The sequence below is a fragment of the Pseudomonas sp. B21-009 genome (assembly GCF_024749345.1).
Classification (GTDB): domain Bacteria; phylum Pseudomonadota; class Gammaproteobacteria; order Pseudomonadales; family Pseudomonadaceae; genus Aquipseudomonas.
Window position 1 is genome coordinate 3,697,509 of record NZ_CP087199.1, and the last position, 26,919, is coordinate 3,724,427.

Genomic DNA, 26,919 nt, shown 5'->3' on the forward strand with positions numbered 1-26,919 from the left:
TCAGCGGACTCTCCACTTTTTACGCTGCTTACGTATCACCACCAGGCGTTTGCACATCATCCGGTAACGGCGGCTGTTGATCGTGAGCAGGGCTAACAATGAAGTGACTAACGAAACTGTGAAAAATACTCGATGGGTGGAGGGTCCGTATGTCGAGAGCGTTGCCAGCAAGCTAATCACTACAAATGTGACGGTGAGCCAGACAGCGTTGGTAAAACCGCGTAGCAACATAAAATGACCTGCATTTAACACAAATGTGGCTGTCAAGACTGCTAACAGCAACAACTCAAGGTCATGTGTATAAACACCAAGAACATGTACCGTCGCAAAAGTCATGGCGAAAAGTGTTAGGAACAAACCGGCTGCGAAGCACGGATAATATCGTTTCATCCGAACAACGACTGCAGGTAGGAGCATGTCGTTTAAAGATCCCATCTGCCACCGGCTATGGTGAGAGCGGGCTTGCCGCGCGATGCGGTTAGCTCTGCTTGCCTCGTCATTCATTTGTTACCACCGCCCGCCGCACAGCGATTACGCATCCTGCGTATGACCACCACACGCTTGCACATCTGGCGAAATTTCCGGCTGTTGATTAAAAGCAGTGTCGACAGAGAAACCAATAGAGAAAAGACGGCAAATAGCTTATGAGGCGTTCTCTCGAGAGTTGAAGTCACGGCGAGAAAACAAGCCAACAGAATCCCAACGATCACCCAGACGCCCCATACCCGCCCCCGGATAAGTATGTAGCTGCCAAAGGACAGCAAAAACGCAGCAGTCACTACAGAGCCGACAGCGTATTCATTTTCATAGGGATGTTTATGGAAGAAGGTATAGGTTACATTCAAAGTGGCAAACGAGAAGGAAGCGGTAGTCATCAAGATTACGGCTATCAGCCGCGGGAAATAGAGTCGCGTAAAGGTACGAACGTTGACGAAGGGATTCATTACTCAGCCCCACAAATACGAGCTGAAATTGATGAAGCGAATACAACCGGTATTTTTTTCACAGACGCCCCCTGCTTGTTATTCCTAGATTCCGCATCCGGCGTATAGCTATCAAGCGTCTGCACATCTTACGGTAGCGCCGACTATTCAGCAGCAGCAAAGAAAATAGTGAAACGCAAACGGAGATCACCACTAAGAGCTTGTAGGAAGAACGAGGGTAGGTTGAAAGGCTCACTAGTAGGCAAGCGCACAAAAGTGCAACCATCACCCATACCCCCCAAACGCGCCCACGCATGACAAAAAATTGCCCCGCGCTCAGCAGAGCAGCCCCGACGGAGAGCAAGACGAAGGCATATTCCACTTTATGTGGAAAGCCTGAAAAGTAGACATCGAAGACATTAAGCGTTGCCAACGTGAAGGAAGCGATCGTTGAGAACATGGCAGCTAACATCCTTGGAAAAAACCGACGCACGAATGCGTTCCATAGCTCGGCGCTGATCATATACTTCTTCTCAGTTACCACACGGCTCAAAGTAACGGCCACGCGCCACGCGCTCGCTGGCGCCTGACAACAGCCAGACGTTTGCACATTTGCCGATAGCGTCGGCTATTAATCAGGAACAACGCGAGCAGAGGAATGGAACCCGACATCAGGACTACAGATTTGTAAGGAGAGCCGCCAAAAGTCACCAGCGTCGTCAGCAAGCATACTACCAATAAAACAGCGATGATCCAGATGCCCCACGACAGCCCCCGAATCACAATGAAGTTCCCCACACTGGTGACCAAGACCCCCACGGCAATAATGCCAAGCGAAATTCCCGATACTTGTGGATGAGCCACAAAATTAGCGTTGATTACATTGGCTGATGCTATAGAGCACGCAAAAATGGTCAGGAAATATGCCGTGAACAGTAGAGGAAAATAGCGGCGCATGAAGGTTCGTACGTTTACGACAGGTCTCACTGTTCAGGCTCCTCAAACAGGCTCAATGCTATGGTTTGAATGTTACTACTGCCCGCAACGCCAAGAGCACCTGAAATCGAGTCTCGGATCATTGCTGTAGTCGAGTGTTTGAGCTCTGTCGGTGTGTAGCGCTTTTGAATAGTACCCATATGTTGGGCCAGCTTGAGCTGTTTAGCCGTCAGAGAAGGATGCGTGATTAACAACAGCTCGGTAGTCAACGCCTTGCGCTGCTGTCGACTCAAGGTTCTGGTGATCTCATACCAGTTGACGCCCGTTGCTGCTTTGCGCACCAGCAGAAATCTCACCGTATTCAGCGCGTTTGATACCACGCCAAGTAGTGAAACCACATCAAGTATGGGTACGGCTGTACGATACCAACCTTGCTGATCAAGCAGGTCATTGAGTTCTGGGTTGACCACTTCCTGATAAACCCTGTGAAGACCGATCCCACATTGGAGCCCGGTTGCGACAATACTGGAAATACCGGCAGCGGACACCATTAAACCCAAAGGCCCCGTAAACATTGTCATCATGCCGCCCTTGAGTATCACCACGGCACTGATAATCAGACCTATACACGCTGGCGCCGCACCTGCCGCCTCCCACCACACCCGTGACTCCCGAGGTGTGCGCATGGCCTGATCTACATACTGTTCAGGCGTCAAATACCGCTTCACCTCCTGCAACACCACCCGCTTAGTCAACACACTACAAATCGGCCGAAACTCCCGCAACGTCACCACGTTGTAGTCCGCATCGATGTACACCACCCCTGCCCCGACGATCCCGGGGTCGGCATCAATCGCTGCGAACAACCTCGGCACATTGACCAGGCTTTCAATCCGCTGGCGCGCAAAGTACTGCGACGGGCTCGCGCCAAGCCCGCTCATCCTTGAGTCGTTCATGGGGTCTCCTGAAACGTGAAAGCGCCTGCAAACCCGAAGATTGCAGGCGCTTGAGCGGCCTAGTTTTAGCAGCTAAAAATCAACGTTTCAGAAGTGTATTTTTGCTGTGTGTGTCGTCCTACACGCTCAAAACAGGAAGTAAACGAAGGGGGCGTAGGACGCATCTTTTTATGCTTGAATGATCGTGCCCCATCAGATTGCTAGTTGCCGATATCCTGGACCGGTGTACACGAGTGATACGACAAACGTCTGCTATGCACACGGTTTAAGTCGTGCCAATAGTCATGCCAGACACTCGATACAAATCTTAAGCGCGCAGCAGAGTGCCGTCTTGAATCGTCATACCGGTATAGCGGTATGGATCCTGACCTACCCCATACTGATCCAGCATTAGCCCTTGGCTTGTTGTCGATAGGCTTCGAGGATCGCTTCACGGGCAGGTAGCTTGCGTTCAGCATCATCCGGTGTGACATCGATGCCTGCGAGACGCAGGCTGGCCGAATAATTGGACTGACGTGTCTTGGCGCAATGGGCTTTCTTGGCGTGCAAGCTTGGCGCTTTCAAAGGACTGACCTCATGGCTGGGCAATGACGCTGGGCAACAACTCCAGGAACGGCCATCCCTTCTCCATCTAACCTCTGTCGGCCACAGTGGGAGCGGGCTTGCCCCGCGATGAGGCCTGTACTGCTTACCTTGCCAATCATGCTTTACCACCGCTTGCTAGCCATCGATTCCGCATCCTGCGTATGACCACCACACGTTTGCACATTTGGCGGTAACGTCGGCTGTTGATGACTAGCAAACCGAACAAGGATGCAGCCAATGAGGCCACAAACAGAAGCATATGAGATGACCGACCGTAGGTTGAGAGCGTGGCAAGGAAGCAAACAAACAGCAGCACAACAATCATCCATACCGCCCAAGTGCGACCACGAATCAGGATGAAGGTCCCTAACGTGATCGCCAGCGTACCTACCGCCAGCATGCCCATCGCAAGCTCTGACTCGTAGGCGTGCTTCAAAAAATAGGTATTGATTACGCTTAATGTAGCCATTGCCGTAGCGAAAAGTGCCAATAGGTATGTACCGATCAAACACGGGTAGAATCGACGAATAAATACCCACATCTGGGCCTGACTGATCACGATTCACTTCCCTCGACTAGGCTAAGCGCTACTGACTGTACAGCACTGCTTCCCCCAACTCCCAATACCCCTCCGATCGACTCGCGAATCAACGCAGTGGTTCCTTGCTTGATCTGAGTGGGTGTATAGCGCTTCGAGATTGCTCCAAGCTGCTGCTGAAGCTTGAGTTGTTTGGCGGTCAACGATGGGTGTTTTATGAGCAATAACTCCTTTGTCAGCGCCTTGCGCTGCTGGCGGCTCAAAGTTCGAGTGATGTCAAACCAACTAGCGCCCGTGGTGGCTTTCCGCACCTGAACAAATTTGACTGCTGTCGCCGTCGTCCCAGCTGTTCCCAAAAGTGAAACTCCATCAAGAAGTTCTGTGATAGAGCGATACCAAATTTTTTCATCCAGACGATCGAGGACCTCAGGATCAATCAGCTCCTGTCCTGTTCGGAAAACACTGTTGATGCAAAGCAACCCAGACGCAGCGGTACCTGCAACCCCGGCATAGAGGATCATCAAGCCGACAGGACCTGAGAACATCGTAAATAACCCCCCCGTCATAATCGCTGCCAGATTGAAGATTGCGCTGGCACAGGCTAGTCCCAAGTTAGCTATCTCCCCCCATAGACGTGAGTCTCGTGGTGCTTCCATTACCTGCTCAACATACTGCTCAGGCGTCAAATACCGCTTCACCTCCTGCAACACCACCCGCTTGGGCAGCACACTACAAATCGGCCGAAACTCCCGCAACGTCACCACGTTGTAGTCCGCATCGATATACACCACCCCTGCCCCGACGATCCCGGGGTCGGTATCAATCGCTGCAAACAGCCTCGGCACATTGACCAGGCTTTCAATCCGCTGGCGCGCAAAGTACTGCGACGGGCTCGCGCCAAGCCCGCTCATCCTTGAGTCGTTCATGGGGTCTCCTGAAACGTGAAAGCGCCTGCAAACCCGAAGGTTGCAGGCGCTTGAGCGGCCTAGTTTTAGCAGCTAAAAATCAACGTTTCAGAAGTGTATTTTTGCCGGTTATGTCGTCCTACACACTCACAACTAGAATAAAAACAATGCCTTGTAGGAAGAAACCATCAGGGCGTTTGTAGACCTGTTACCCAGCCATTGTTTCCACCGGGTCAATCACCTGCAACGCTACGTTTGAGCTCAACTCGACCAGGCAGAGCAGGTGCGAAGTGCCATCGCCACCGAAGAATTTGTCTGCTCGATCTCCGGTCAGTTTTTCCTGGAACTTGAACGGTGTCGTGATAATCCGCTTGATATCTTCCTTGAAGCTCTGCGTATTGGCGTTGATCCATTCGGCTGCCTTGCGTCGCTCGGCAATCGGCGCTTTGGGCGTGTCTGTGCTCCTGAGCAAGACGGCAGGATCGATATCAAGGTCTTCGGTGTTGTAGCGCATGAACACATGGCACAGCTCATTACCCTGGTGGTCAGCAACCGCCACACGCAAGTTGTACCCGCCCCTCCTCGCCTTGCACGCCTGCTCGGTTGCATCAACGCCAACCTCCCACTGTACCTGGCCTCTGATTTCGCCCTTTTCCATATCAATCTGGTTTTCGATGAACGAGTACACCGTCCTGTTCACCCTGACCCAGCCGAGCTTGCCGGCACCGGATATACACAAATAGCGGTGCTGAGGTTTGAGCTCGTGGGGGGCCTTGCCGACGGACCAGGTCAACAGTTCTTCGCCTTTCAACGAATGTTGAAGCTTGGCGTTTTTTTCATCGTAACGCGAAACGATGGTGCACTTTCTGGGGTTGGACTGTGGCCGCTTGGCCAGTTCCGAGCGAACCTCGGCATCGATTGCCCGCTCGCCGCGTTGCACACTTGCGCGCGATTTTTCAGCAGCAATCAAGTCGCGATCCAGTTCTTCGGCCTGCTTGCGCAACGTATCGTATTTGCCAGCCAGCGCCTTCGCAGCATTGTTAACCGACTCCAAAAAGCCCGACGTCAGCAAAGTGGCCTTACGCTCCATCTTCGCCACTAATGCTTCAACGCCCTTACTGACCCCACGAACGCGAACGTTGGTTTCAAAATTCGCAGTCGCACCCCGCTCGGTAAAATTCTGGCTGCCCAAAGTCACAAAGCGGTCCTTGGCAACGACCATCTTCGCGTGAAGATTGGGCAGGTAGTAAACCGGGATCTTTTTCTTAAGGAGGGCTTTGATGGCACTGTAACTGGAGGCACCCGACGCAAGCACCTGCACATTGACCAACGTATAAACCTTGGCGCTTTTACCCAGTTGGGCAATCTCCAGCGCTGCCGAACCGGTCAGGTACGGCGAGAAAATCTTCAGATCAACCTTGTCGTTTTGCAGCTGTTCTTTTATCAGCGGCACGATATTGCTAGTGAACTTCAATCGTCGGCTTCCTTGTACGAATCTCTGCCGATAATACTACATTGCCACTATCAGCCGATTGGCCCAAAATCCCGCCCCTCGCACGCCCAAGCCGCCCTACAAGGAAACCGCCATGGCCCAGCCCCTGCTCGATGCCTTCATTGCATGGATGAGCGCCAACCTGGACAACGCCACCCTCGCCCACGGCTACCAGAACCGCATGAGTGGCGAGCCCTGGCACTGCAGCAGCCTGTTCAACGCCTATGAGACCTACCACTGGCCGCACCCGGCGATTGCGCACCTGGACATCGGCAAGGGCAGCGACATCACCAGCAACACCCGCGCACTGACGGCGCTTGAGCAGCAACTGCAACGAGCCCTGGCGCCCGCGCCTGAAGACCTCGCCGCCAGCCGCGCGGCCATTGATGTGATGATCTGGGGTGGCGTACAAAACGGTAACGTCAGTTGGCTGACCAACAATGCAGAGGGCTTGGCCCAGCTGTTGATCGACACTCGCGACGCAATCGACAGCGGCGCTCTGAATCATCAACTGCTGCTGGACCCCGAGCTGCGCTTCAACGCCGGCATGACCAAGGTCTACTCGCTGATCTGCAAGCAGTTGGTGATTTACGACAGCCGCGTTGCTGCCGCGCTGGGCTGGGCGGTGGTGAAGTTCTGCAAGCAGGTTGAGCCTGAACTTACCCAAGTTCCGCCCGAGCTGGCCTTCCCCTGGGCGTCGGCCAGGCCGAACAAGGGCATCTGCAAACAGCGCGATCCGTCCCAGGGCAACTTGCAGTTCCCGCCGCTGCAGGGCGGAACGCTGCACGCGCAGTGGAACATCCGCGCCAGCCAGATACTCGCGGCGGTGCTCGCCCATGACAATGCAAAGCACAGCGGCTTCAACCTGGACGACGGTACAGGCAGCAGCCCGTTGCGGCGCCTGGAAGCGGCGTTGTTCATGATCGGCTACGACCTGGGCGGCGGTACGGTAACGAATTCGCAGCCAAAGGCTACCAGCCAGAGCGCGATGATCGCACCAACGGTCGGCTGGACTGAAGGCTGGACGCCCAAACAGCGCAAGGCTTTTCTCTATCGCCTAACCGACCAGGGCTTCGAAACCCTGGGCAAGAGCATCACCCGCTACCCGCTGCAGGTAATCAACGACACCCTCAACTACCTGTGGCAGCAGTTCGGTCGCGGGCAATTCCCCTTGGCCAACAGCGCCGACGGCGTGCCGGCCGGCACCAGCGAAGAAGGCATCGGCACCGCTTACTACCAGGCAATCAACCGGCAACAGCGAGTGCCGGAATCGAGCCGACTGGCTGCGATCCTTGAGGATCTCGGGGTGATTCAGCTAGTGAGCCGTGGGAAAAAACACTGGGTGTTGAACCTGGAGTTGCTGGACGCTACTGATAAAGGCACTTTGGATATCGAGCCGCTAGTGCTGCGTTTGCTTGAAGACGAGGCGCAGGACTAGCCCGCGCTGCCCGCCCGCAGTCATCGCCTCGGCCTCTTCGGCGAGCGCTGGTCCAACAGCTGCGTCATTGCGGCCGGTCCAGCATGGCGTGAGCCACATCCTCCACCAGGGCTTTGGCCATACCGCTAAGGTAATGCGCCGCCCAGACCAGCTCGGGGTCGTGCTCGATGCCGGCCTGCAGGGTCAGCCGGTTTACGCAGCCCATCAGCAGCGACGACTGCTCCAGAGCGAACGCCGCACTGTGGCCGGGCTCGACGCGGAACAGCCTTTGTGTGCAGAGCCCACTTTCGCCTTCACCGAAGGCCGCGACGCCGGCGGTCTTAAAGGTGCTGGCTGCTTTCAAATCCTCATCCATTGACAGGTCCTCCTGCTGAAATCGCTAGCCCGCGTTGCCAAGCGGTTTCGTCAGCAACGCGGGCATCTGCTTATTGGCAACTCAGTGGCGTGACTGCACCTTGCTCAAGGCCACTTCGACCAGAACACGGGCGTGTTCGATTTCATGCAGGGTTGCCAAGGTGAGGACCTGGTCGGGAGCTTTGGGGTGGAGCAGGACGGATTGTCGGGCGATGGTCTGGGCGCGGACCAGGTATTCGGAGGTCTGGACCAGGAGGTCTTCGAGGGAATGGTTGGGGTCGTGAGGTGGGTCGGGGACGATTTTTAACATTGCGAACTCCTTTGCTTTACGGAGCCGCCACACATTTGCTGTCAAACAAAAGGTGGCAGCCATACGTGGGTTGACAGACCGGCAAAGCAAAGGAAAACCCGGCGCACACGAAGGTGCCCCACGTACAGCCGCCATAACGCGTGCACATGCGGATTCACTTTGAATTCGGTCTGTCAAAACCGGCCGTTGAATTGGCAACGACTGGCGGAGACTAGAGCGCTGAAGGAACCACTGCAATGGCTTAAAGGCGGTGGGAGTATGATTGGGAAATGGACTACAGGGAATCAGGAAATTCTGAAGAATTTGAGGGGCGGATGTTCATCGGCAAGGTCATCGAAAAGAACGGCAAAAGCCTGCCAGAGTGCGCAGGCTATTCGCCATTCACTAGCTTTTTGCCATAAAATGGCCGGTTGCCGAAAGAACCGTCATGGCCATAGCCATGAAGGGCTTTCATTCTTTCCAAATAACTGTGGTGAAGATGAACAAGCCTTTCATTTCGCTGTGCCCGGAAATTACTCGGGCACATGCACTGACGCTCATGGATTGGTTGGAAGATGAGCGCGTTACCTGCTACTTGAGCGATTCGCGTCATGTCTCCCGCTCCATCGAGCAAGTTATCGATCGAACCCAATTGCCGATTCTGACCCATCTATTCAACCGGGGCGGCCGATTCTTCATGGCCTACGACCGGCATGACGCCCCGGTGGGCTTTGTCCGCCTGATCAAGACCGGCCCTAATTGCGAGATCGTCCTGGTCATCGGAGACAGCGACAAATGGGGCCGAAACCTTGGCGCGCGCACAATCCGCGAAGGCATGAAACTGGCCTTCCTCGACATGCGCGCCGAGAAGCTCATCGCCAAAATCCACCCCGACAACACCCGCTCGCTGAAAGCCTTTGTGCGCAGCGGCTTTCTGCTTGAAAGCGAAACACCGACATTGAAGTCATTTTCCATGACCGCGGCGCGCTATCTGCAGTTCTTGCGCGAAGGTGCCGTTGCCGACTCCACTGAGATCTACATCACCGAAATCGACAAGGCCAGGCTCGAGAGCCTGATCGCGCTCGAGCAAGGCCCGGCCGTTGTTGAGCTCGAACATGAGCTTGAGCGCGCCATTGTCGTCACGCCGCAGCAGGTGGCGCGCAACGTCGTCACGATGAACTCCAGGGCCTTGCTGCAGCTGGACGACGAAGAGATCGAAGTGGCCCTGGTCTACCCTGAAGACGCCGACAGCAGCGCCGGAAAGTACTCCGTGTGCTCCGACATCGGCGCCGCCATCCTGGGCTATCAGGAGGGGGACGCCATCGACTGGCGGGTTTCTGACCGGACTCGCCGGATCGGAATCAGGAAAGTGCTTTACCAGCCGGAGGCTGCGGGCGATTTCCACCTGTAATTGAGCCTTTAGCTAAGTGCTCCATCAGGCACGAGGATCCCCAACGATTTCCGTGCCTGATGCAGACATGCTGGACAAGATCAGGACTTGGCCAGAGGACCTCCTTCCTGCGCTCGATTTGGTAACAACAAGTAGGACCATTCCTTCATTTTCGTAGGATCTCGCGGTATGGTTGCTGGCGATATGCCAGACCTGTAAGGACGCGAGATGCAATTTTTCTGGGTGAACCTAGGTACAACGCACAAAGAGGCCAGGGCCGGCAATTTTCTCTGGGCCCCACTGAGTTCGCGTACACAAGCCGGCAAGGTACAAACCCGTCGCCACTGGGACAACGTCGGTAAGGTTAAAGCCGGAGACTTGATCTTCTGTTACCACGACAACTACCTACGCGCGATTGCCAAAGCCGAGCGCGATGCCTACCAAGCCGAACGCCCTCCAACTCGCTCGTTCAACGAGTGGAGTAACCAAGGGTATCGAGTCGATATCACCCTCACCGACCTCAAGCACCTCTTGCGCAGCGACGACATTGCAACCACCTACCAGGCGCAATTTGATGCCCGTACGGAGCCATCGTTGTTCAACAACAGAGGTAGTGTGAATCAGATCTACATGGCGCAGTTGCCTGCCGATGCTGCGCTGTATTTGTTGGAACAAGCCGAGGTTGTTGCTGACTACGAAGACCAGCTCGTAGATGCCGGATCGCCAGGAAAAAGCCCTTCCGTTACGACTCGAGAAGCGCTCGTAAAGGCTCGAGTTGGCCAGGGCGCGTTTCGAACAGGCTTGCTCAAACGCTGGGAGAAAAAGTGTGCGTTGACCGGGCTAAAAAATCCCAACCTCCTCGTCGCCTCGCACATTCAAGCTTGGGCCTTAGCCGACAACAAAGCCCGACTGGATACAGACAACGGATTGCTGCTGGCCACCCACATTGATCGACTCTTCGACTGTGGGTTGATTTCCTTTGGTGAGGATGGGCAACTGCTGATCAGCGACGATTTGGCAGCGGAGGAACACAAAATTCTAGGGCTGGACCAGTACACATCGATTCCCACCTTGAGTGAGGGCAATCGCCGCTATCTTGAGAAGCACCGCAAGCGATTTAGTTTTGCGTAGGGGGCGTTTTTCAGATCGAGTAAACTCCGCTCCATAGATTTTCTGATCTACACAGTCCTTTTTGCCCGAAATCAAAATCAATTGACAAGGCAAAAGATCTGCAACTATAGAACCTCAGGCTTCAAGGGGACAATGGTTGGTTTGCTTAGTATCTCGGACTCGATGTGCTCGACCAGCCCCTGAGGAAACCAATATTGAACAAGGGTGAGACGGGGGTTCAAATCCCCCCGGCTCCACCAAATGATCAAAAAAAGACGTCCACGGACGTCTTTTTTTGTGCCTGAAGCCCAGCAAATCCGGGGCTTCCAGCGCTTTTACGGTCTTCTGAGATTTTTTGAGTTCCAACCGTTCGGGTATTCCAGACGGTATTCCAGTCCGTCCGGTGCTAATCTTTGGAATACCGAAACAGTGCCTGAGGACAAACTCATGCCTGCTCAAAATCTCCGCCTCTCCGATCGACAGCTCAAGGGAGTCAAACCCGCGTCCAAGGATTACGTCCTCACCGACGGTGACGGTTTGCAGCTCCGGGTTCGCAGCAACGGCTCATTGCTGTGGAATTTCAACTACCGCGAACCGGTGACCAAAAAGCGCATCAACATCGGCTTCGGGACCTACCCCGAACTGTCACTGGCGAATGCACGAAAGATGGCAGTCGATGCGCGCGAGCTGCTCGCACAGGGCATTGATCCGAAGGTGCAACGCAATACGCTGAATGAAGCCAAGCGCGCAGAAACGGAACACACCTTCGAGAACGTGGCCACCGCCTGGTTCGAGCTCAAGAAAGACTCGGTCACCCCGGCCTACGCCGAAGACATCTGGCGGTCGCTCACGCTGCATGTGTTCCCCGACTTGAGAACGACACCGCTGGTGAAAATCACCGCGCCGATGGTGATTGGATTACTTCGCCCTATCGAAGCGAAAGGCAGCCTGGAGACGGTCAAGCGTCTTAGTCAGCGGCTAAACGAGATCATGACCTACGGCGTAAACTCCGGCCTGATCTTCGCCAACCCACTCAGCGGCATCAGAGCGGTATTCAAGAAGCCCAAGAAAGAGAACATGGCTGCGCTTCCGCCCGAAGAGCTCCCCGAGCTCATGCTGGAAATCGCGAACGCCAGCATCAAGCGCACCACCCGGTGCCTGATCGAATGGCAGTTGCACACGATGACTCGCCCTGCCGAGGCGGCGACTACTCGCTGGGCAGACATCGACTTTGAAAGGCGTGTCTGGACTATCCCTCCGGAGCGGATGAAGAAGCGCCGCCCACACAGTATCCCGTTGAGTGATCACGCTGTCGCACTGTTGGAGTCACTGAAGACTCACAGCGGCCATCGCGAATACATCTTCCCGGCTGACAGAAATCCGCGCACCCACGCCAATAGCCAGACCGCCAACATGGCGCTGAAACGCATGGGCTTCCAGGATCGGTTGGTCAGCCACGGCATGCGCTCGATGGCCAGCACCATCTTGAATGAACATGGGTGGGACCCGGAACTCATCGAAGTGGCACTGGCGCACATCGACAAGGATGAGGTGCGCAGTGCCTACAACCGCGCTGACTACATTGAGCGCCGGCGTCCGATGATGGCCTGGTGGAGTGAGTACATCCAGAAAGCCGCCACCGGTAGCCTGCTTGCCTCAGCATACGGCCAAGTCAGAGACAAGAACGTGGTGCGGATCCGCTAACGCTGTACAGGCGCAATAACGGCGGCGACAGCAACTGAGCGCTCAAGATTCAGGCCAGCAGTCTCGTTTATCCGCTTGTAAGCGCGGGTCCTTCCAAACAGGGCTGCAAAGCCGCCCTGTTTGGAAGGACCTCACCTTGAAAAGCTAAAAGCCACGACGTTGTCCGGGGTTTACCACGGAACTCCATAGGTGGATAACCTCACTCCAAGTCCAGAGTAACGCTGAATTTCGGCCCTTGACCGGGTTTATCCACAGGCGTAGAACTGGCCGTGCAAGCGCTGTCGATGACAGCAACCCAGGTGGCCCGAACCTTGAAGGTCACGCCGCTCCCGCGGTGGTTCCCCCCAAAAGGCGATTCGCGTCCGGCAGCTCGCCCGGTCACCTCCCCGGTGATGGATGCCTACTTCAGATCATGGTCCTCGTGCGCCAGACGACACATCCTACTTCGCTGCCCTGCAGCAACCTATCCGCTTGGCCGAATCTTGGGCCAACCTGCGCCCGTCTCTTTCTCCTGGAAAGAGACGGGCGCTCCTACCGCTGCTGCAGCCCAACTCGTACAAGGCTTTGCGGCACTCCCCCTCGTGACGATCGGCGTGACAAACACCGAAGTCACCAGCAACAGCGATGCAGATGATGGTGCCGCAGCCCAAGGAATGGACTGCACCTGACTGACAGCCAGGCATGCCCCGGTCATCACATCACTGCCTTCACCCGACTCAGGATCTCGCGGCGCCGGTCTCGTCAGCCAGTGCAGCCTCCACCCGCCCACTTCTTCGGAAGTGCTCAGGAGGCCAGATCATGAGATGCCCAAGCTCCCGGTCGTAAGGAGCCGCCAGTCCCGCGTAGTGGACACTCCCCACAGGTCGCAGGGGCCTTGATCCCTGATAACACTCAACATTCTTGGCGGGATGACGTGGGGCGTGGATCGGAGAGCGGAAGATGAGGTAAGCGACATGGCACTGGTGGGTAAACGCGATGGTCGTAATTTCGGCTACGGCAGGCAATTGAGCTACGCAGGTCCGCAAGCGCTGAGAGACATGTTCGGCGGCGGTCATTACGGCACCGTGAAAGCGCACTGCGATCGGTGGCAGGCATTCGTGAAGTGGTGCCGCTCCGAACAAGGGCCCGGTATCAATGATGCGCGGCAGATTGATCGGAAGGTATTGGCCGACTACGCGGCGTATCTGCGCGAAGTGGTTGGGCGCGGTGACCTCGCCGTCAGCACCGCACAAAACCGGCTATCCAGCGTTAACAGGACCATGGCGGCGCTTCGCGGTGATCAGTGCGTGAAATTGTCCAGCCCGAGCAAGGCGCTGGGTATGCAGCGCAACGGTGTTCGTCAGTCGGTGCCAGAGGGCCAGGACCGCAAGCAGGTTATGCAGATCGTCGATGCGCTTTGCAGCCGTGACCAGAGACGGGCCGCCGCGATCGTCCTATTGGCAAGAGCCACCGGCATGCGCTTGCGTGAGGCTATCTTGGCCGACCTGCCTCGGCTAAGCCGTGAGGCTAACGACCAAGGCAGGATTAACATTCAGGATGGCACCAAAGGCGGCCGCGCCGGCGCCTCGGCGCCACGTTGGATTGCGGTGGACGAGATTGTTCGACGTGCACTTGGGTTTGCACGGCAAGTGTCGCCTGCCGGTAGCCGCAACCTGATTGCCCCAAATGAAAATTACCTGAACGTTGTGAAGGAAGTCGTCCGGCCTGCACGGCACATCCTGCATGCACACAACCTCAAAGGCTTCCATGAGCTGCGAGCGGCGTACGCGTGTGAGCGCTATGAACAAATCACCCAACACCGCTCCCCTATCAACGGTGGTCATGTAGGCAAGAACCTTGATCGTCAGGCCCGAAGACAAATCAGCTATGAGCTGGGGCACGGGCGGATCGACGTGGTCGCCGCGTACATTGGAGGGTGGTCATGAGTAAGCCATTCGATATGGAGCTGTTTTTGGCTGGCGTGCTGACCGGCTCGCACGCAACCCGGCAACGCCATGTGCGACAGGCGAAAATCATCCAGACTGAAATTGCAGAGCGCTGGCAGCGAAAAACGCCTTGGGCTTGGCAGAGAAAGCATGTGGCTTGGTTCCTTGAACATCGCCTAGATCGACGCAGCGACGCGACGCGGTATTACTATTTGCTGACCGTGCGGCTGATCGTTCGTCGTTTAGAAAAATCATGGACTTTGCCCCCCAGAGAGAGGATCTGATTTTGATAGTCACGACCGACTACAGACGATCCAAACCGGTCAGTCATTACAGGAAGTAATCCACCATTAGCAGTCCTTCATGTCAGCCTATGATTGCTCGCAAGCAGCCATGCTCTGTTAAAGCGTATCCATCTATACAGTCTTAGTGGCATTGGGCTACCCTCATCGAGTTGATGGACTCCACGTTTTACCCCTTGCCGTAGGGAAACGGACATGATCGATGAGCTTCAAGCCAGCAAATCCTGCTACTTCTATCGCCGAAAAGCTCCGATCACAATGGGCGCAATCACGGCGTTGTTCCGGGCGATCAGATGTGCTCACACATCTCCCTCGAACAACCTATTCTCTTTCATACGGCAGGCCCACGGGGCATCAATCTGGTCTGCTCTATGCTTTCAATTCGACAAGACACCAGCTTTCCTACCTGACGCTGACGACGTGATCGACCGAGTAACCGGATATTTGCTGATCGTCGAGCACCGTGATTACGTCGCCATTTTCAAATCCCAGATCGACGTCCCCGCAGATTTCACCAAGCGGCACCTGCAGCGCATCAGCTCCCAAGATGTTGACCGTGGACTCACTAGCAAGGATTCAGTATTTGCCCGGGTTCGGCTGCGCCATATGACGTTGTCCCGCTTTGCATTGCGCAGCAAGACACTTGAGGGCGAGAACCTCCAGAACAACGTGGGCATGGCCTCCTCGGCTCGATTTGCCCCGCTGGGTTACAGCTTCACAGAGGCGGACGAGCACTTCTCAACAACACCGCGAACCGGCCGGATTTCACTTCGAGCGGATCGTGCTGGCTACCTGGAACTGGTGGACTATGCCTGCAGTATCATTGACCGCCTGCACCCTCGACCTGGAAGGCCATCGTCCTCCCCTTTTCTGGCAGCTTTCGCCCGACCGCTGGAGCTATCGGATCTGACGGCTAGCCCTACCCAATTTGCGGTTGATACCGCCATCCTCGGACAGGCCATCTTTGACGACAAAGTTATTCGTTTGGTCAAGCGGGACGGAGGTGGCTATCGAGAGCTGCCAAAGGTAGAAGTCGATCCGATACTCGCAGAGTTGACAGACATCTTAGGAGTTGCCAAAAACGCCGCCGGCAAACTGCTCGTGTCCCAGCTTGCAACAGGCGTCGAAGTGGGCGAACTCGCGATCAACAAAACGCGAATCGCTTTGAAACGCCTCACGCTACCTCTGCTCGCCGATGTCTATGTCGAGGACACACAGTTCGCTCTAGGAGCGGACGAAGGTCGCGTTCTGCTTAAGCAGTTCATCGACAAAGAAGACACGTACATTGTCCTGTTCGACCAGCCTCGCTTTGCCTATCTGGACGGCAACCTTTACCAGGACGACTCCTTGGTGAACGGTGGCAATCAGTTCCTGGGCTACCTCTTCGGCAATGCAGAGCTGGCTACTGTCACGGACGAGAAAGGTGCCTTTACCGCTGTCCATCATACGTTCGATCTTGACTCCACGTTCGGCGCAGTACTATCGACGGTCGCGCCCGAAGACGATGTTATGGTCTGCGATGATCTTGGTGACGAATGGGCTGATTTCATTGGCTTCCGAACGGATCCAGCCTCTCCAAGAATCACCTTCTACCATGCCAAGCACGGGGAGTTGACTCTCGGCGCGAGCGCGTTCCACGTTTCTGTCAGCCAGGCTATCAAAAACCTGGGCAATCTCAATTTGCCCGCGCCGGCCATGACCAAGAAATTCGCGCGATGGAATCGGCTTTATACCAACAACAGGGTAAAAACAGGCATTCATCGCACATGCCGAGGCACAACCGCAGATTCTCGAACTGCAGTGGAGTTTTGCAGGAATGCCCCTCACACCTTCAAACGGGTGGCCATCGTGACCTCATCCCTGAGCAAGGGCGCGGTTGAGAAAGCGTTTCAGGACATCGCAGCGGGCCACACTGCAAGCCCCTACTTCGTCCAGCTCTATTGGTTATTGTCGTCTTTCTTTGCTGCCTGTACGGAGGTTGGAGCTTTCGGCTGCGTGATATGTCAGGAATGACGGTGTGACTGTTGCCGCTGACCGAAAACTGACCCAGTAAAGGCTGGTTGCCGACAAGGGCTATAACGCAGAGGCATTTCGTCAGCACTCTGACCGTTATCGAATGCGGCCAGTCAACCCGCTGCGCAAGATGATACGTAAGCCAAAGCCCGCTGCACCCCGCCGGCTCAACAAGCCCCAATACACGAGACGAGACATCATTGAGCGGATGTTCGGCTGGCTGAAAGACAACCACCTGATTGGTAACCGCTACGACAACCTCGCGGCCAGCTTTTCTGCGATGGTCTCGCTGGACTGTTCGCTGCGGTGTTTACGACAGCTGGTTTCGTACAGAGTCCAAACCTCACCGGATGTTCGTATTCATAAGTCTCCTTCAATGGATTTGACAAGTAAAAACACCACGGTGGCCGAGTCTGTAACGCTCATGGATAATGGCGGGTTTCAGGCCGTTCAGCTACACGTAGCGCCCCTTTGACACCAGGACAATAGCCCCTTCCCCATGAACCATTACGCACATACCAAACTTGTCTCATTCATTTGGTCTATCGCGGATGACTGCCTTCGCGACGTTTACGTCCGGGGCAAATACCGTGACGTCATCCTGCCGATGGTTGTTCTGCGTCGCCTCGATACTCTCCTCGAGCCCACCAAGGCCGAAGTCCTGGAGGAGGTCCGCTTTCAGAAAGGCGAAATGAAGGCGACTGAGCTGGACGATGCACCGCTAAAGGCGGCCTCTGGCTACGTATTCTTCAACACAAGCAAATGGACACTGAAGCTGCTGCATGCAACCGCCACTAACAACCAACAGATACTGCTGGCCAACGTGGAAGACTATTTGAACGGGTTCAGCGACAACGTCAAAGAGATCATCTCGCGCTTCAAGCTGCTGGAACAGATGCGGCACATGGCTAACAAGCAGGTCCTGCTGGATGTGCTGGAAAAGTTCATCTCGCCTTACATCAACCTCACGCCGCACCAGGTCGAAGACCCGGACGGCAACACTCTCCCAGCCCTCAGCAACCTCGGCATGGGCTATGTCTTTGAAGAACTGATTCGCAAGTTCAACGAAGAAAACAACGAAGAGGCTGGCGAGCATTTTACCCCGCGCGAGGTGATCCACCTCATGACGCACCTCATCTTCGACCCGATCAAGGACCGCTTGCCCCCCGTCATGACCATCTATGACCCCGCATGCGGCAGCGGCGGCATGCTGACGGAATCTCAGAACTACGTCATCGATCCCGAAGGTCAGATCAAGGCCATCGGCGACGTCTACCTATACGGCAAGGAAATCAACGACGAGACCTATGCCATCTGCAAATCCGACATGATGATAAAGGGCAACAACCCCGAGAACATCAAGGTCGGTTCCACCTTGTCTACCGACGAATTCGCCGCCCATCGCTTTGATTTCATGCTGTCCAACCCGCCCTACGGCAAAAGTTGGAACAGCGAGCTGAAATACATTAAGGACGGAAAGGACATCATCGACCCCCGTTTCAAGGTGCCGCTGGCCGATTACTGGGGCAACGTCGAGGTCCAAGATGCCACCCCCCGCTCCAGCGACGGCCAGTTGCTGTTCCTGATGGAAATGGTGGGCAAGATGAAATCCACCAAGGACAGCGCCATCGGCTCGCGCATCGCATCGGTCCACAACGGCTCCAGCCTGTTCACCGGCGACGCAGGCAGCGGCGAATCCAACATCCGCCGCTATATCATCGAAAACGACCTGCTCGACACCATCATCCAACTGCCGAACAACCTGTTCTACAATACCGGCATCACCACCTATATCTGGCTGCTGACCAATGCCAAGCCCGCCGACCGTCGGGGCCGCGTGCAGCTGATCGACGCCAATCTGATGTTCCGCAAACTGCGTAAGAACCTTGGCGACAAGAACTGTGAGTTCGCCCCCGAACATATCGACGAGATCATCACCGCCTACCTCAATTTCCAACCCATAAAACGGCAGGTCGACGCCAATAACGACCCCTTCGGCATCGCGGTGCAGATCTTTGACAATATCGATTTCGGCTATCACAAGGTCACCATCGAACGTCCCGATCGCCGCCGCGCCCAGTTCAGTGTCGAACGGCTGGAGGTTCTGCGCTTTGACAAATCCTTGCGCGAACCGATGGAACAGCTTTGGGCAGAACATGGCGTCAAGGTATACGAGCCTGGCTTCCTCAAAGACCAGGCTAAGGCGATCCAGGCCTGGTGCGAGGAGCGTGAGATTATTCTGAACACCAAACAGCGCGCTAAGTTGGTCGATACCGCGTCATGGGGGGCCCAGCGCGATCTGATCGACGTGGGGTTGCAACTGATGCAGGCGATGGGCACCGAGGAGTCCGCCGATTTCAACGCCTTCAGCGAGCAGGTCGTCAAGGTGTTGAAGACCCGCAAAATCAAGCTATCGGCGACCCAAAAAAACGCCATCCTGAACGCGGTCAGCTGGTATGCCGAAGACGCAGCCAAGGTCATCGACAAATCCCTGCGTTTTACGGCGGCCGAGCTTGCATCGGTGGCTACGCGTCTGGGCTGCGACGTGGCTGATCTGGGCGATTTCGGACTGTATAAGCAGCCCGACGGCAGCTATCTGAGCTATGCCAGCAGCAGCGATTTGCGCGATAACGAGTCTGTGCCGCTGAAAGACAGCATCCACCGCTATTTCCGCGCCGAAGTGAAGCCGCATATAGACGAAGCATGGATCAACCGGGATGGCTTCAAGATCGGGTATGAGATCAGCTTCAACAAATACTTCTATCGACACAAACCCCTACGCAGCCTTGCGGAAGTGACACAGGATATTCTGGCGCTGGAGCAAATGGCCGATGGCCTGATCGCCGATATCCTTGGGGTGAAGACGGCGGATTTGGCGGGAGCGGTGTGATGGGGATGGCAGCCTATCCGGCTTATGACAATTACAAGGACAGCTGTGTTGAGTGGATCGGCGTTATTCCCGATCACTGGGAGGTGCGCAGAAGCAAGTTCCTCTTCTCACAAAGCAAGGAGCTTGCTCGAAGCAATGACATTCAACTATCAGCGACACAATCGCATGGAGTTATTCCACAAGCCGATTATCAAGACATGGTTGGCCGCAGGGTCACACAAATACAGACCAACCTAGAAAAGCGTAAGCACGTTGAAATAGACGACTTCGTAATCAGTATGCGGAGTTTTCAGGGGGGGATAGAACGCGCCAAGGCGGCTGGGTGTATTCGCTCCTCCTATATCATACTGAAGCCTGGCCCAAAAATTCACCCTGCATTCTATGCCTATGTATTGAAGGCCCCTAGATACATTCAGGCGCTACAGATTACAGGTCATTTCATCCGAGACGGGCAAGATTTAAATTTTGAAAATTTCTCTGCAGTTGATCTCTTCGTAATTCCCGTACTCGAACAACGCGCCATCGCGGCGTTTTTGGATGAAAAATGCGCGCGGGTAGATGAGGCGGTGCGGATAAAGGAACAGCAGATCGCTCTGTTGCGCGAGCGGCGGCAGATCCTGATCCAACACGCCGTCACCCGCGGCCTGGAGCCCGATGTCCCGATGAAAGACAGCGGCATTGACTGGATCGGCAAAATCCCCGCGCATTGGGCGGTGCAGCGCAACAAACACATGTTTGTCGAAATCAATGAAAGATCGGCAAAGGGTACAGAACAGCACCTTTCGATGAGTCAGAAACTCGGTCTCGTTCCTGCCAATCTCGTTGAAAAGTCGTTGGTTTCTGAAAGCTACGAGGGCGCAAAACTTGTTCGGGTAGGCGACCTCGTACTGAATCGTCTGAAAGCTCACCTCGCTGTTTTTTCCATTGCGCCTATGGAGGGCTTAGTTAGCCCAGATTACTCAGTGTTTCGACCCTTTGTAGATGGCGCATCGAGTCAATACTATGAAGCGCTGTTTAAGACATCGAAATACCTCGGTGAGCTCAGGTTGCGCGTTCGCGGTATCGTGGAAGGCTTTTACCGGCTTTACACTGACAGCTTCATGGATATTCCGTTGCTCATTCCTCCCAGAGTAGAACAGGACGAAATTGTTGCGCACCTAGACCAGCTTGCATCCAGATTCGAAGCTGCCATTTCAATCAAGCAAGACCAGATCTCCGCACTCAAGGAATACAAAACCAGCCTGATCAATGCCGCGATCACAGGCCAAATCAAGGTCATTTAGGGAATCAGCATGGTTAGCAATACCAAGGAAGTAGCACTGGAGCAGGCCATTCAGACACATCTGACCGGTCACACCAGCGAAGAACTCGGCGGCAGCCCCGCGCCAGTCGGCAGCGGCCCTTACCGCATCGGCCATCCCGCCGATTTCAACGCCCAGTTCGCGCTGGATACCGCGATTTTCTGGCAGTTCCTTGAAACCACCCAAGGAAAGGAGCTGACCAAGCTGCGTGACCGCAACCCCACCGATTGGCAGGCCAAGATCCTTGAGCGCTTTGATCGGATGATCAAAAAGCACGGCCTGCTGCATATGCTGAAAAAGGGTCTGCCGATCGATGATGCATTCTTCTCGCTGATGTATCCCTCCCCGCTGGCCAGCTCTGCCGCCCGCGTCCACGAAAACTTCGCCGCCAATATTTGGAGCATCACTCGCCAGGTTCGCTATTCGCAGAGCAACCTGCTGGAAGAGATCGACATGGTGCTGTTCCTGAACGGCATGCCCCTTATCACGGTCGAGTTAAAGAACGCTTGGACCGGTCAAACCGCCCGCTTTCACGGCCAGAAGCAGTACCGCGAAAAGCGTGACGCCACCCAGTCTCTGCTGCAATTTGGCCGCGCGCTGGTGCATATGGCGGTGGACACCGACGAGGTGTTCATGGCGACCAAACTGGCCGGACCCTCTACATTCTTCTTGCCCTTCAACAAGGGCCACAACAACGGCGAGGGAAACCCGCCAAACCCCAACGGCCACAAGACCGCCTATCTGTGGGAAGAAGTGTTTGCGCCGACCAGCCTTGCAGGCATCATCCAGCATTTCGTTCTGCTGGAGGGCAAAGTGACTGAGCCGCTGGCGAAGAAATCGCTGATATTTCCACGCTATCAGCAGTTGGACGTAGTGCGGCGCCTGCTGGACCATGCGTCCACCAATGGTATCGGCCACAGCTATCTGATCCAACACTCGGCGGGGTCAGGCAAATCGAATTCGATCACCTGGGCCGCCTATCAGTTGATCGAAGCGTACCCCAAAAGCGCAGATCTGCCTGGCGCCAAGGGTCTGGACCAGCCCTTGTTTGACTCGGTCATTGTGGTGACGGACCGGCGCTTGCTCGACAAGCAACTGCGCGACAACATCAAGGATTTCTCCGAGGTCAAGAACATCGTCGCCCCAGCACTGAGGTCGGCCGACTTGAAATCAGCGTTGGAGAACGGCAAGAAAATCATCATCACAACTATCCAGAAGTTCCCCTTCATCATCGACGGTATATCGGACCTAAGCGACAAACGTTTCGCCGTGATCATCGACGAAGCGCATAGCGGACAAAGCGGCCAAGCGCATGACAACATGAACCGCGCGATGGGCGCGGGCGATGTGGACTCGGACGAGGATGACTCGCAGGACCGCATCTTGGCGGCGATGCAGTCGCGCAAGATGCGCGGTAATGCCTCCTATCTGGCCTTTACCGCGACACCCAAGGCCACCACGCTTGAGAAATTTGGTGAACAACAGTCCGACGGCAGTTTCAAGCCGTTCCATCTTTACAGCATGAAGCAGGCGATCGAAGAAGGGTTCATCCTCAACGTACTGGCCAACTACACAACTTATAAAAGCTATTACGAAATCCAGAAGTCGGTTGAAGAAAACCCGCTTTTCGACACCGCGAAGGCCCAAAAGAAACTGCGCGCCTATGTCGAACGCAGCCAGCAAACGATCAACACCAAGGCCGAGATCATGCTGGACCATTTCATTGCTCAGGTCGTGAATGCCAAGAAGCTTCGCGGCAAGGCGAAGGGGATGATCATTACCCAAAACATCGAAGCCGCGGTCCGCTATTACAAGGCGGTAACCAAACTGCTCGATGCCCAAGGAACCCCATTCAAGGCGCTGATCGCTTTTTCGGGAGAGAAAATCGTCGATGGGCTTAAGTACACCGAAGCCGAGATGAACGGCTTTCCCGAAAGCGAGACGCGGGAAAAGTTCGACACTGACGACTATCGGCTGCTGATCGTCGCCAACAAGTACCTGACCGGATTCGACCAACCCAAACTGACCGCAATGTATGTGGACAAGAAGCTGCAGTTTGTCTTGGCCGTTCAGGCGCTGTCCCGACTGAACCGTTCGGCCCCTAAACTGGGCAAGCGTACGGAAGATCTGTTTATCCTCGACTTCTTCAATAGCGTCGATGACATCAAGACGGCCTTCGATCCCTTCTACACCGTGACAACGCTATCCGAGGTGACCGACGTCAACGTGTTGCACGAGCTGAAGGACGCATTGGACCAAGCTGGAGTATACGAGTGGCAGGAGGTCGAAGACTTCGTCACACGTTATTTTGCCGGTGAAGATGCCCAGGCCCTCAGCCCGATCATCGATCTCGCAGCCAATCGCTTCAACGCTGAGTTGGAGTTGCTCGACCCCGAGAAAATCGATTTCAAGATCAAGGCCAAGCAGTTCGTGAAGATCTATGGTCAGATGGCATCGATCATCCCGTTTGAAGTGCTGGCGTGGGAAAAGCTGTTCTGGATGCTGAAGTTTCTGATCCCCAAGCTCAAGATCAAAGATCCCAATCAGGATATGCTGGATGAACTGCTTGAGGCAGTTGACCTGTCATCGTACGGCTTGGAGCGCACCAAGTTGAACCACGAAATCGGCCTCGACGATTCCGACACAGAACTGACGCCGCAAAACCCGAACCCGCGCGGCAACCGCGACGGCGATCCAGAAACTGATCCGTTGGATGAAATCATTCGCAGCTTCAACGAGCGTTGGTTTCAGGGCTGGAGCGCGACTCCGGAGGAGCAACGCGTCAAGTTCGTCAACATCGTCAACAGCATCCGCGCACACCCCGACTACTCGGCCAAATACGAGGACAATGCTGACCCATACAATCGTGGCCTCGCATTGGAAAAGATGCTCCAGGACGTAATGCTGAAAAGGCGGAAGGACGAGCTGGAGCTCTATAAGCTGTTTGCTTCTGATCCAGCGTTCAAAGCGGCATGGAGCCAGAACATCGAACAGGTGCTCAAAAAGAACTTGGACAATCAGGCAAGCGCATAAAGCGAAAGAACTGGGCAGTCTACCGGCTGCGCAAGCGCGCAGAACATCAGATACGGTTAAGCGCAGAGGACGACGACTATGGGCTCGACCCAGCCAACGCGGTAGGCAGAGGCATGGCCCATGATTCGGAGAAGACGCGGGTGTCGGAGATCATCAAGGCGCTGAGCGACAGCTTCGTTGCTGAGGTGAGCGGTTCTTTACCGGCATCGCTAATCACATCAGCCGGCAAGAGGATGTGCTGGCTCATGGTCACGAAGCGTGCTGGTCAGATCGAATGCAAACGGGAGGTCAAGTGGAGTGCAGTATTCCAATGGGTATTCCAACAAAAAATAAAACCCGATATTAATCTTATAAATCAATACATTACTGAACGTATTCAAATTACCCCGGCACATTGATGCCCAAGCACCTCAGGCCTTTCATTAAGGTTAATCACAAGAACGGGAGCATCAGCAACCACAACTCGGAAGCCGGGTTTGCCAGCCGATAGAGGCGACAAATACGATGTAAGCCACTGCTTCACGAGGACCAGCCCTAACTACTCTGAGCAGAAGATCGGGATATTGAACAAGACCAATTCAACCAAAAATTGCCCTACCCCAGAAACAACAAAGCCACCCGAAGGTGGCTTAGTCGTTCTAAATAATGGTCGGGACGGAGTGATTCGAACACTCGACCCCTTGCACCCCATGCGTGCAGTAGCCATTGGAACCCTGTAAATACGGCACCTACACCGGCGCTCGCTGCAATCGACTGCTCATAGGTGTTTTTGGGGTTCAAGGAGAGTCACGCAATTCTCACGCAGGCCATCTGCCCATCCCGGCGTTCTGCCGACCGATTCCCTTCCTTTATATAGCTACTCACTGAAATCAGGTTTGGCGAAGCCATTTGGCACCAGGTGCGCCCACCGGATGGTCGTCAAAGATCCCGATCGCCGACGCCTCCTCTTGCTCGATCAGCGCCCATAGCTTGGCCGCTTCGACAAGTTCAAGCATGTCGCCCAGCACGCTGTCGTCGACTTCCTGCCGGCGATGGGCGGCATAGGCCATCTCGTTGAGCGCTGCGACGCGCCCGTAAGGATCCGTAACCAGGGAAAAACGATCATTGAGCTCAGCCAGCCAGGCCAAAGGGAAACCCGTAATCATGGCGACCTGCACCACCAGGACTGCGCATACAGCGCGCCGTCGACCTCTTCTACACCGGTGATGTTCATCCCGACCTGTGCCATGCCGGTGATCTTCACGTCGAGCAGCCGCGGGAAGACGTCAGGGCCTGGCCCTGAACTGAAGATCCAAGCGCTGATTGTCGAACGCCCCAGGCTGTCGCTGTGACATTCACTGATCTGGATGTCGCCGGCCAGCGGCTGCATCTTCCGCAGCTGATCGGTCGGAATGGCAACGCCGAGCTTTCGCCGGCGCAGGATGAGGAAACGCATGCTGGCCACCACTGTATAAAAATACAGCATGCTATGGATTTGCCCACAGCCTCGCAATTACCGGTGGGCGGTCAGCTTGAGATATCTTCGAGCTTTGCGCATCGAGTCGTGAGACTCATGTAGAATCACTCAATTTAAAAGTGGCCTTGAAAATGCTTAACTCCATACAGGCGCTACGAGCGCTAGCCGCATGGCTAGTTGTTCTCCATCACTATATGCAGGTGGCCTATAATTTCCAGCTAACGGACCCGATCTCCATAGCTCTGCACAGATATGGAGCGATTGGGGTTGACCTTTTTTTTGTAATCAGCGGTTTCGTTATCTACCTATCTACAGCCGGCAGAAATGTAACTCCCTTGACATTTTCCATCCATCGCTTAGCTCGCGTGGCGCCAGCTTATTGGATGTTCACGCTCGCGACAGCTGCGACTATAGTACTTGTTCCAGGAATGATTCCATATACTCTCTTCGAGCCGGCTTTCCTGTTGAAAAGCTTGCTGTTCGTTCCAATACAGAACCCTACCGGAATAGGTTTCTTCCCGATGATGACTGTGGGGTGGACGCTAAACTATGAGATGGCATTCTACGCTGTATTTTTAATCTCCATGTTTTCCCCACATAAACTACGAATATTTGCACTAGCGATAGGGATATGCCTGCTTTACTGGGTCGCCCCGACACTGGGTGGCGCGTTCGAATTTTACGGAAACCCAATCGTATTTGAGTTTTTGCTTGGTGTTGCCATTGCTTATGCATACCGGCGAGGATGGGTTAATAGAATCAAGCCAACCGTAGCTTTGGTGGGTACCGGGTGCGCTTTAGGTCTTATCATTTACTATGGGCAAGTAACACATAGCCCTGTAAGATCAGGGATACCTTGCGCTATTATTATTTTATGCGCACTCTCACAAGAGCATATCTTACCCAGGTCCACCATACTCACTCAGCTTGGAGATTGGTCTTACTCCACCTACCTTTGCCATATTTTGATCATATGTGCAATGGTAAAGACTGGAGCTATGTTTCATTTACACCCCGCCATCACATTCATCGGGGCGATGGTCGGAACTTGTATAACTTCGGCTTTTAGCTTTCACGCCATTGAAAGGCCAATCTCCAGGCTAGTGAAGGGCGCCCAGAGCGCTAGCGCTAAAACATGCCTACAAAAAGAGGGTGCTCAGTGATGAGATCAAAGCGCTGAAGGTGCTGGCCCGCCAAGCGACCGCAGCTGATACTCAGTGACAGCCTGATAGAGTGATTCGGCCTCCAGGCGCAGGCGTTCGATTTCTGCCGCTGGTTCGCCGGCGTCCTGGGCAGCTTGGTAGCGCCGCTGCGCATCGATGGCCTACTGAATCAGCGACTCGCCAGCCTCAACAACTCCCGTCAGGGCCTTCTTCACG

General features: G+C 54.9%; 23 protein-coding genes and 3 pseudogenes. 13 read left to right on the plus strand and 13 right to left on the minus strand.

The window, feature by feature from the left end:
* The 8 genes from LOY34_RS16825 to LOY34_RS16860 all read right to left on the minus strand — a co-directional run bounded on the left by LOY34_RS16825 (window position 1) and on the right by LOY34_RS16860 (window position 6,317).
* A complete protein-coding gene (locus LOY34_RS16825) occupies window positions 1–504 on the minus strand; it encodes a hypothetical protein (protein WP_258663610.1) in 504 nt (167 codons plus the stop codon).
* On the minus strand, window positions 501–875 hold the full coding sequence (locus LOY34_RS16830; protein ID WP_258663612.1) for a hypothetical protein: 375 nt from the start codon (window positions 873–875) through the stop codon (window positions 501–503). The genes LOY34_RS16825 and LOY34_RS16830 overlap by 4 nt, the downstream gene beginning before the upstream one ends.
* 597 nt (window positions 876–1,472) lie before the next feature.
* Window positions 1,473–1,880 carry a hypothetical protein gene (locus tag LOY34_RS16835; RefSeq protein WP_195884562.1) on the minus strand — a complete coding sequence of 136 codons (408 nt, stop codon included), beginning with the start codon at window positions 1,878–1,880 and terminating at the stop codon, window positions 1,473–1,475.
* Between the two features lie 26 nt (window positions 1,881–1,906).
* Window positions 1,907–2,815, minus strand: coding sequence for an NAD synthetase (locus tag LOY34_RS16840; protein ID WP_258663615.1), 909 nt, complete (start codon window positions 2,813–2,815; stop codon window positions 1,907–1,909).
* Between the two features lie 390 nt (window positions 2,816–3,205).
* Entirely contained in the window at window positions 3,206–3,379 is a 174-nt protein-coding gene (locus LOY34_RS16845) for a YhfG family protein (protein ID WP_156160163.1), read from the minus strand.
* A 136-nt stretch (window positions 3,380–3,515) separates the two neighbouring features.
* Window positions 3,516–3,959, minus strand: a complete 444-nt coding sequence (locus LOY34_RS16850; protein ID WP_195884564.1) for a hypothetical protein — start codon at window positions 3,957–3,959, stop codon at window positions 3,516–3,518.
* The gene (locus LOY34_RS16855) at window positions 3,956–4,864 is read right to left on the minus strand and encodes an NAD synthetase (protein WP_195884565.1); all 909 of its coding nucleotides are present in this window, start codon (window positions 4,862–4,864) and stop codon (window positions 3,956–3,958) included. Before LOY34_RS16855 ends, LOY34_RS16850 begins: the two co-directional genes overlap by 4 nt.
* A 187-nt stretch (window positions 4,865–5,051) precedes the next feature.
* Window positions 5,052–6,317, minus strand: a complete 1,266-nt coding sequence (locus LOY34_RS16860) for a phosphatidylserine/phosphatidylglycerophosphate/cardiolipin synthase family protein (protein WP_195884566.1) — start codon at window positions 6,315–6,317, stop codon at window positions 5,052–5,054.
* Window positions 6,318–6,429: 112 nt separating this feature from the next.
* Between LOY34_RS16860 and LOY34_RS16865 the strand changes: the two genes are divergently transcribed.
* The gene (locus LOY34_RS16865; protein WP_195884567.1) at window positions 6,430–7,773 is read left to right on the plus strand and encodes a hypothetical protein; all 1,344 of its coding nucleotides are present in this window, start codon (window positions 6,430–6,432) and stop codon (window positions 7,771–7,773) included.
* Window positions 7,774–7,837: 64 nt separating this feature from the next.
* Here LOY34_RS16865 and LOY34_RS16870 read toward each other — a convergent pair whose 3' ends face one another.
* Together LOY34_RS16870 and LOY34_RS16875 are read right to left on the minus strand one after the other, a co-directional pair.
* Window positions 7,838–8,128: a DUF3077 domain-containing protein gene (locus tag LOY34_RS16870; RefSeq protein ID WP_195884568.1), complete on the minus strand. Its 291-nt coding sequence runs from the start codon at window positions 8,126–8,128 to the stop codon at window positions 7,838–7,840.
* Between the two features lie 81 nt (window positions 8,129–8,209).
* Entirely contained in the window at window positions 8,210–8,437 is a 228-nt protein-coding gene (locus tag LOY34_RS16875) for a hypothetical protein (RefSeq protein WP_195884569.1), read from the minus strand.
* Window positions 8,438–8,864: 427 nt separating this feature from the next.
* Here LOY34_RS16875 and LOY34_RS16880 point away from each other — a divergent pair, with 427 nt between their 5' ends.
* The 11 genes and pseudogenes from LOY34_RS16880 to LOY34_RS27545 all read left to right on the plus strand — a co-directional run.
* Window positions 8,865–9,827: a bifunctional GNAT family N-acetyltransferase/nucleoside diphosphate kinase regulator gene (locus LOY34_RS16880; protein ID WP_159388894.1), complete on the plus strand. Its 963-nt coding sequence runs from the start codon at window positions 8,865–8,867 to the stop codon at window positions 9,825–9,827.
* 207 nt (window positions 9,828–10,034) lie between these two features.
* Complete coding sequence (locus LOY34_RS16885; RefSeq protein WP_195884570.1) at window positions 10,035–10,937, plus strand: HNH endonuclease; 903 nt, start codon at window positions 10,035–10,037, stop codon at window positions 10,935–10,937.
* Window positions 10,938–11,363: 426 nt separating this feature from the next.
* Complete coding sequence (locus LOY34_RS16890; RefSeq protein ID WP_258663619.1) at window positions 11,364–12,620, plus strand: integrase domain-containing protein; 1,257 nt, start codon at window positions 11,364–11,366, stop codon at window positions 12,618–12,620.
* Between the two features lie 953 nt (window positions 12,621–13,573).
* The gene (locus LOY34_RS16895; RefSeq protein ID WP_258663621.1) at window positions 13,574–14,545 is read left to right on the plus strand and encodes an integrase domain-containing protein; all 972 of its coding nucleotides are present in this window, start codon (window positions 13,574–13,576) and stop codon (window positions 14,543–14,545) included.
* Window positions 14,542–14,829, plus strand: a complete 288-nt coding sequence (locus LOY34_RS16900; protein ID WP_122869314.1) for a hypothetical protein — start codon at window positions 14,542–14,544, stop codon at window positions 14,827–14,829. Before LOY34_RS16895 ends, LOY34_RS16900 begins: the two co-directional genes overlap by 4 nt.
* 213 nt (window positions 14,830–15,042) lie before the next feature.
* Window positions 15,043–16,860 (plus strand): hypothetical protein, encoded by a 1,818-nt coding sequence (locus LOY34_RS16905; RefSeq protein ID WP_258663623.1) that lies wholly within the window; start codon window positions 15,043–15,045, stop codon window positions 16,858–16,860.
* 43 nt (window positions 16,861–16,903) lie between these two features.
* A pseudogene (locus LOY34_RS16910) lies at window positions 16,904–17,194 on the plus strand (IS5/IS1182 family transposase); the annotation flags it as partial.
* A 165-nt stretch (window positions 17,195–17,359) separates the two neighbouring features.
* Entirely contained in the window at window positions 17,360–19,750 is a 2,391-nt protein-coding gene (locus tag LOY34_RS16915) for a class I SAM-dependent DNA methyltransferase (protein ID WP_258663624.1), read from the plus strand.
* Window positions 19,751–19,755: 5 nt separating this feature from the next.
* On the plus strand, window positions 19,756–21,033 hold the full coding sequence (locus LOY34_RS16920; RefSeq protein ID WP_258663626.1) for a restriction endonuclease subunit S: 1,278 nt from the start codon (window positions 19,756–19,758) through the stop codon (window positions 21,031–21,033).
* 9 nt (window positions 21,034–21,042) lie between these two features.
* Window positions 21,043–24,084 carry a type I restriction endonuclease subunit R gene (locus LOY34_RS16925; protein ID WP_048365973.1) on the plus strand — a complete coding sequence of 1,014 codons (3,042 nt, stop codon included), beginning with the start codon at window positions 21,043–21,045 and terminating at the stop codon, window positions 24,082–24,084.
* 20 nt (window positions 24,085–24,104) lie between these two features.
* Window positions 24,105–24,328 (plus strand): annotated as a pseudogene (locus LOY34_RS27545) (hypothetical protein); the annotation flags it as partial.
* Window positions 24,329–24,953: 625 nt separating this feature from the next.
* Here the strand turns inward: LOY34_RS27545 and LOY34_RS16935 are convergent.
* Together LOY34_RS16935 and LOY34_RS16940 are read right to left on the minus strand one after the other, a co-directional pair.
* Entirely contained in the window at window positions 24,954–25,229 is a 276-nt protein-coding gene (locus LOY34_RS16935) for a hypothetical protein (protein ID WP_258663630.1), read from the minus strand.
* A complete protein-coding gene (locus tag LOY34_RS16940) occupies window positions 25,226–25,519 on the minus strand; it encodes a hypothetical protein (RefSeq protein WP_258663631.1) in 294 nt (97 codons plus the stop codon). The genes LOY34_RS16935 and LOY34_RS16940 overlap by 4 nt, the downstream gene beginning before the upstream one ends.
* A gap of 152 nt (window positions 25,520–25,671) precedes the next feature.
* Here LOY34_RS16940 and LOY34_RS16945 point away from each other — a divergent pair, with 152 nt between their 5' ends.
* Window positions 25,672–26,703: an acyltransferase gene (locus LOY34_RS16945; RefSeq protein WP_258665124.1), complete on the plus strand. Its 1,032-nt coding sequence runs from the start codon at window positions 25,672–25,674 to the stop codon at window positions 26,701–26,703.
* 5 nt (window positions 26,704–26,708) lie between these two features.
* Here LOY34_RS16945 and LOY34_RS27550 read toward each other — a convergent pair.
* Window positions 26,709–26,918: pseudogene (locus LOY34_RS27550) on the minus strand (hypothetical protein).
* Window position 26,919 lies beyond the last annotated feature (1 nt).

Coding starts and splice junctions, on each gene's coding strand:
- LOY34_RS16825 (WP_258663610.1), bottom strand. CDS start 504: ATGAATGACGAGGCAAGCAGAGCTAACCGCATCGCGCGGCAAGCCCGC.
- LOY34_RS16830 (WP_258663612.1), bottom strand. CDS start 875: ATGACTACCGCTTCCTTCTCGTTTGCCACTTTGAATGTAACCTATACC.
- LOY34_RS16835 (WP_195884562.1), bottom strand. CDS start 1,880: ATGCGCCGCTATTTTCCTCTACTGTTCACGGCATATTTCCTGACCATT.
- LOY34_RS16840 (WP_258663615.1), bottom strand. CDS start 2,815: ATGAACGACTCAAGGATGAGCGGGCTTGGCGCGAGCCCGTCGCAGTAC.
- LOY34_RS16855 (WP_195884565.1), bottom strand. CDS start 4,864: ATGAACGACTCAAGGATGAGCGGGCTTGGCGCGAGCCCGTCGCAGTAC.
- LOY34_RS16865 (WP_195884567.1), top strand. CDS start 6,430: ATGGCCCAGCCCCTGCTCGATGCCTTCATTGCATGGATGAGCGCCAAC.
- LOY34_RS16870 (WP_195884568.1), bottom strand. CDS start 8,128: ATGGATGAGGATTTGAAAGCAGCCAGCACCTTTAAGACCGCCGGCGTC.
- LOY34_RS16875 (WP_195884569.1), bottom strand. CDS start 8,437: ATGTTAAAAATCGTCCCCGACCCACCTCACGACCCCAACCATTCCCTC.
- LOY34_RS16880 (WP_159388894.1), top strand. CDS start 8,865: ATGGCCATAGCCATGAAGGGCTTTCATTCTTTCCAAATAACTGTGGTG.
- LOY34_RS16885 (WP_195884570.1), top strand. CDS start 10,035: ATGCAATTTTTCTGGGTGAACCTAGGTACAACGCACAAAGAGGCCAGG.
- LOY34_RS16890 (WP_258663619.1), top strand. CDS start 11,364: ATGCCTGCTCAAAATCTCCGCCTCTCCGATCGACAGCTCAAGGGAGTC.
- LOY34_RS16895 (WP_258663621.1), top strand. CDS start 13,574: ATGGCACTGGTGGGTAAACGCGATGGTCGTAATTTCGGCTACGGCAGG.
- LOY34_RS16900 (WP_122869314.1), top strand. CDS start 14,542: ATGAGTAAGCCATTCGATATGGAGCTGTTTTTGGCTGGCGTGCTGACC.
- LOY34_RS16905 (WP_258663623.1), top strand. CDS start 15,043: ATGATCGATGAGCTTCAAGCCAGCAAATCCTGCTACTTCTATCGCCGA.
- LOY34_RS16915 (WP_258663624.1), top strand. CDS start 17,360: ATGAACCATTACGCACATACCAAACTTGTCTCATTCATTTGGTCTATC.
- LOY34_RS16920 (WP_258663626.1), top strand. CDS start 19,756: ATGGCAGCCTATCCGGCTTATGACAATTACAAGGACAGCTGTGTTGAG.
- LOY34_RS16925 (WP_048365973.1), top strand. CDS start 21,043: ATGGTTAGCAATACCAAGGAAGTAGCACTGGAGCAGGCCATTCAGACA.
- LOY34_RS16935 (WP_258663630.1), bottom strand. CDS start 25,229: ATGATTACGGGTTTCCCTTTGGCCTGGCTGGCTGAGCTCAATGATCGT.
- LOY34_RS16940 (WP_258663631.1), bottom strand. CDS start 25,519: ATGCGTTTCCTCATCCTGCGCCGGCGAAAGCTCGGCGTTGCCATTCCG.
- LOY34_RS16945 (WP_258665124.1), top strand. CDS start 25,672: ATGCTTAACTCCATACAGGCGCTACGAGCGCTAGCCGCATGGCTAGTT.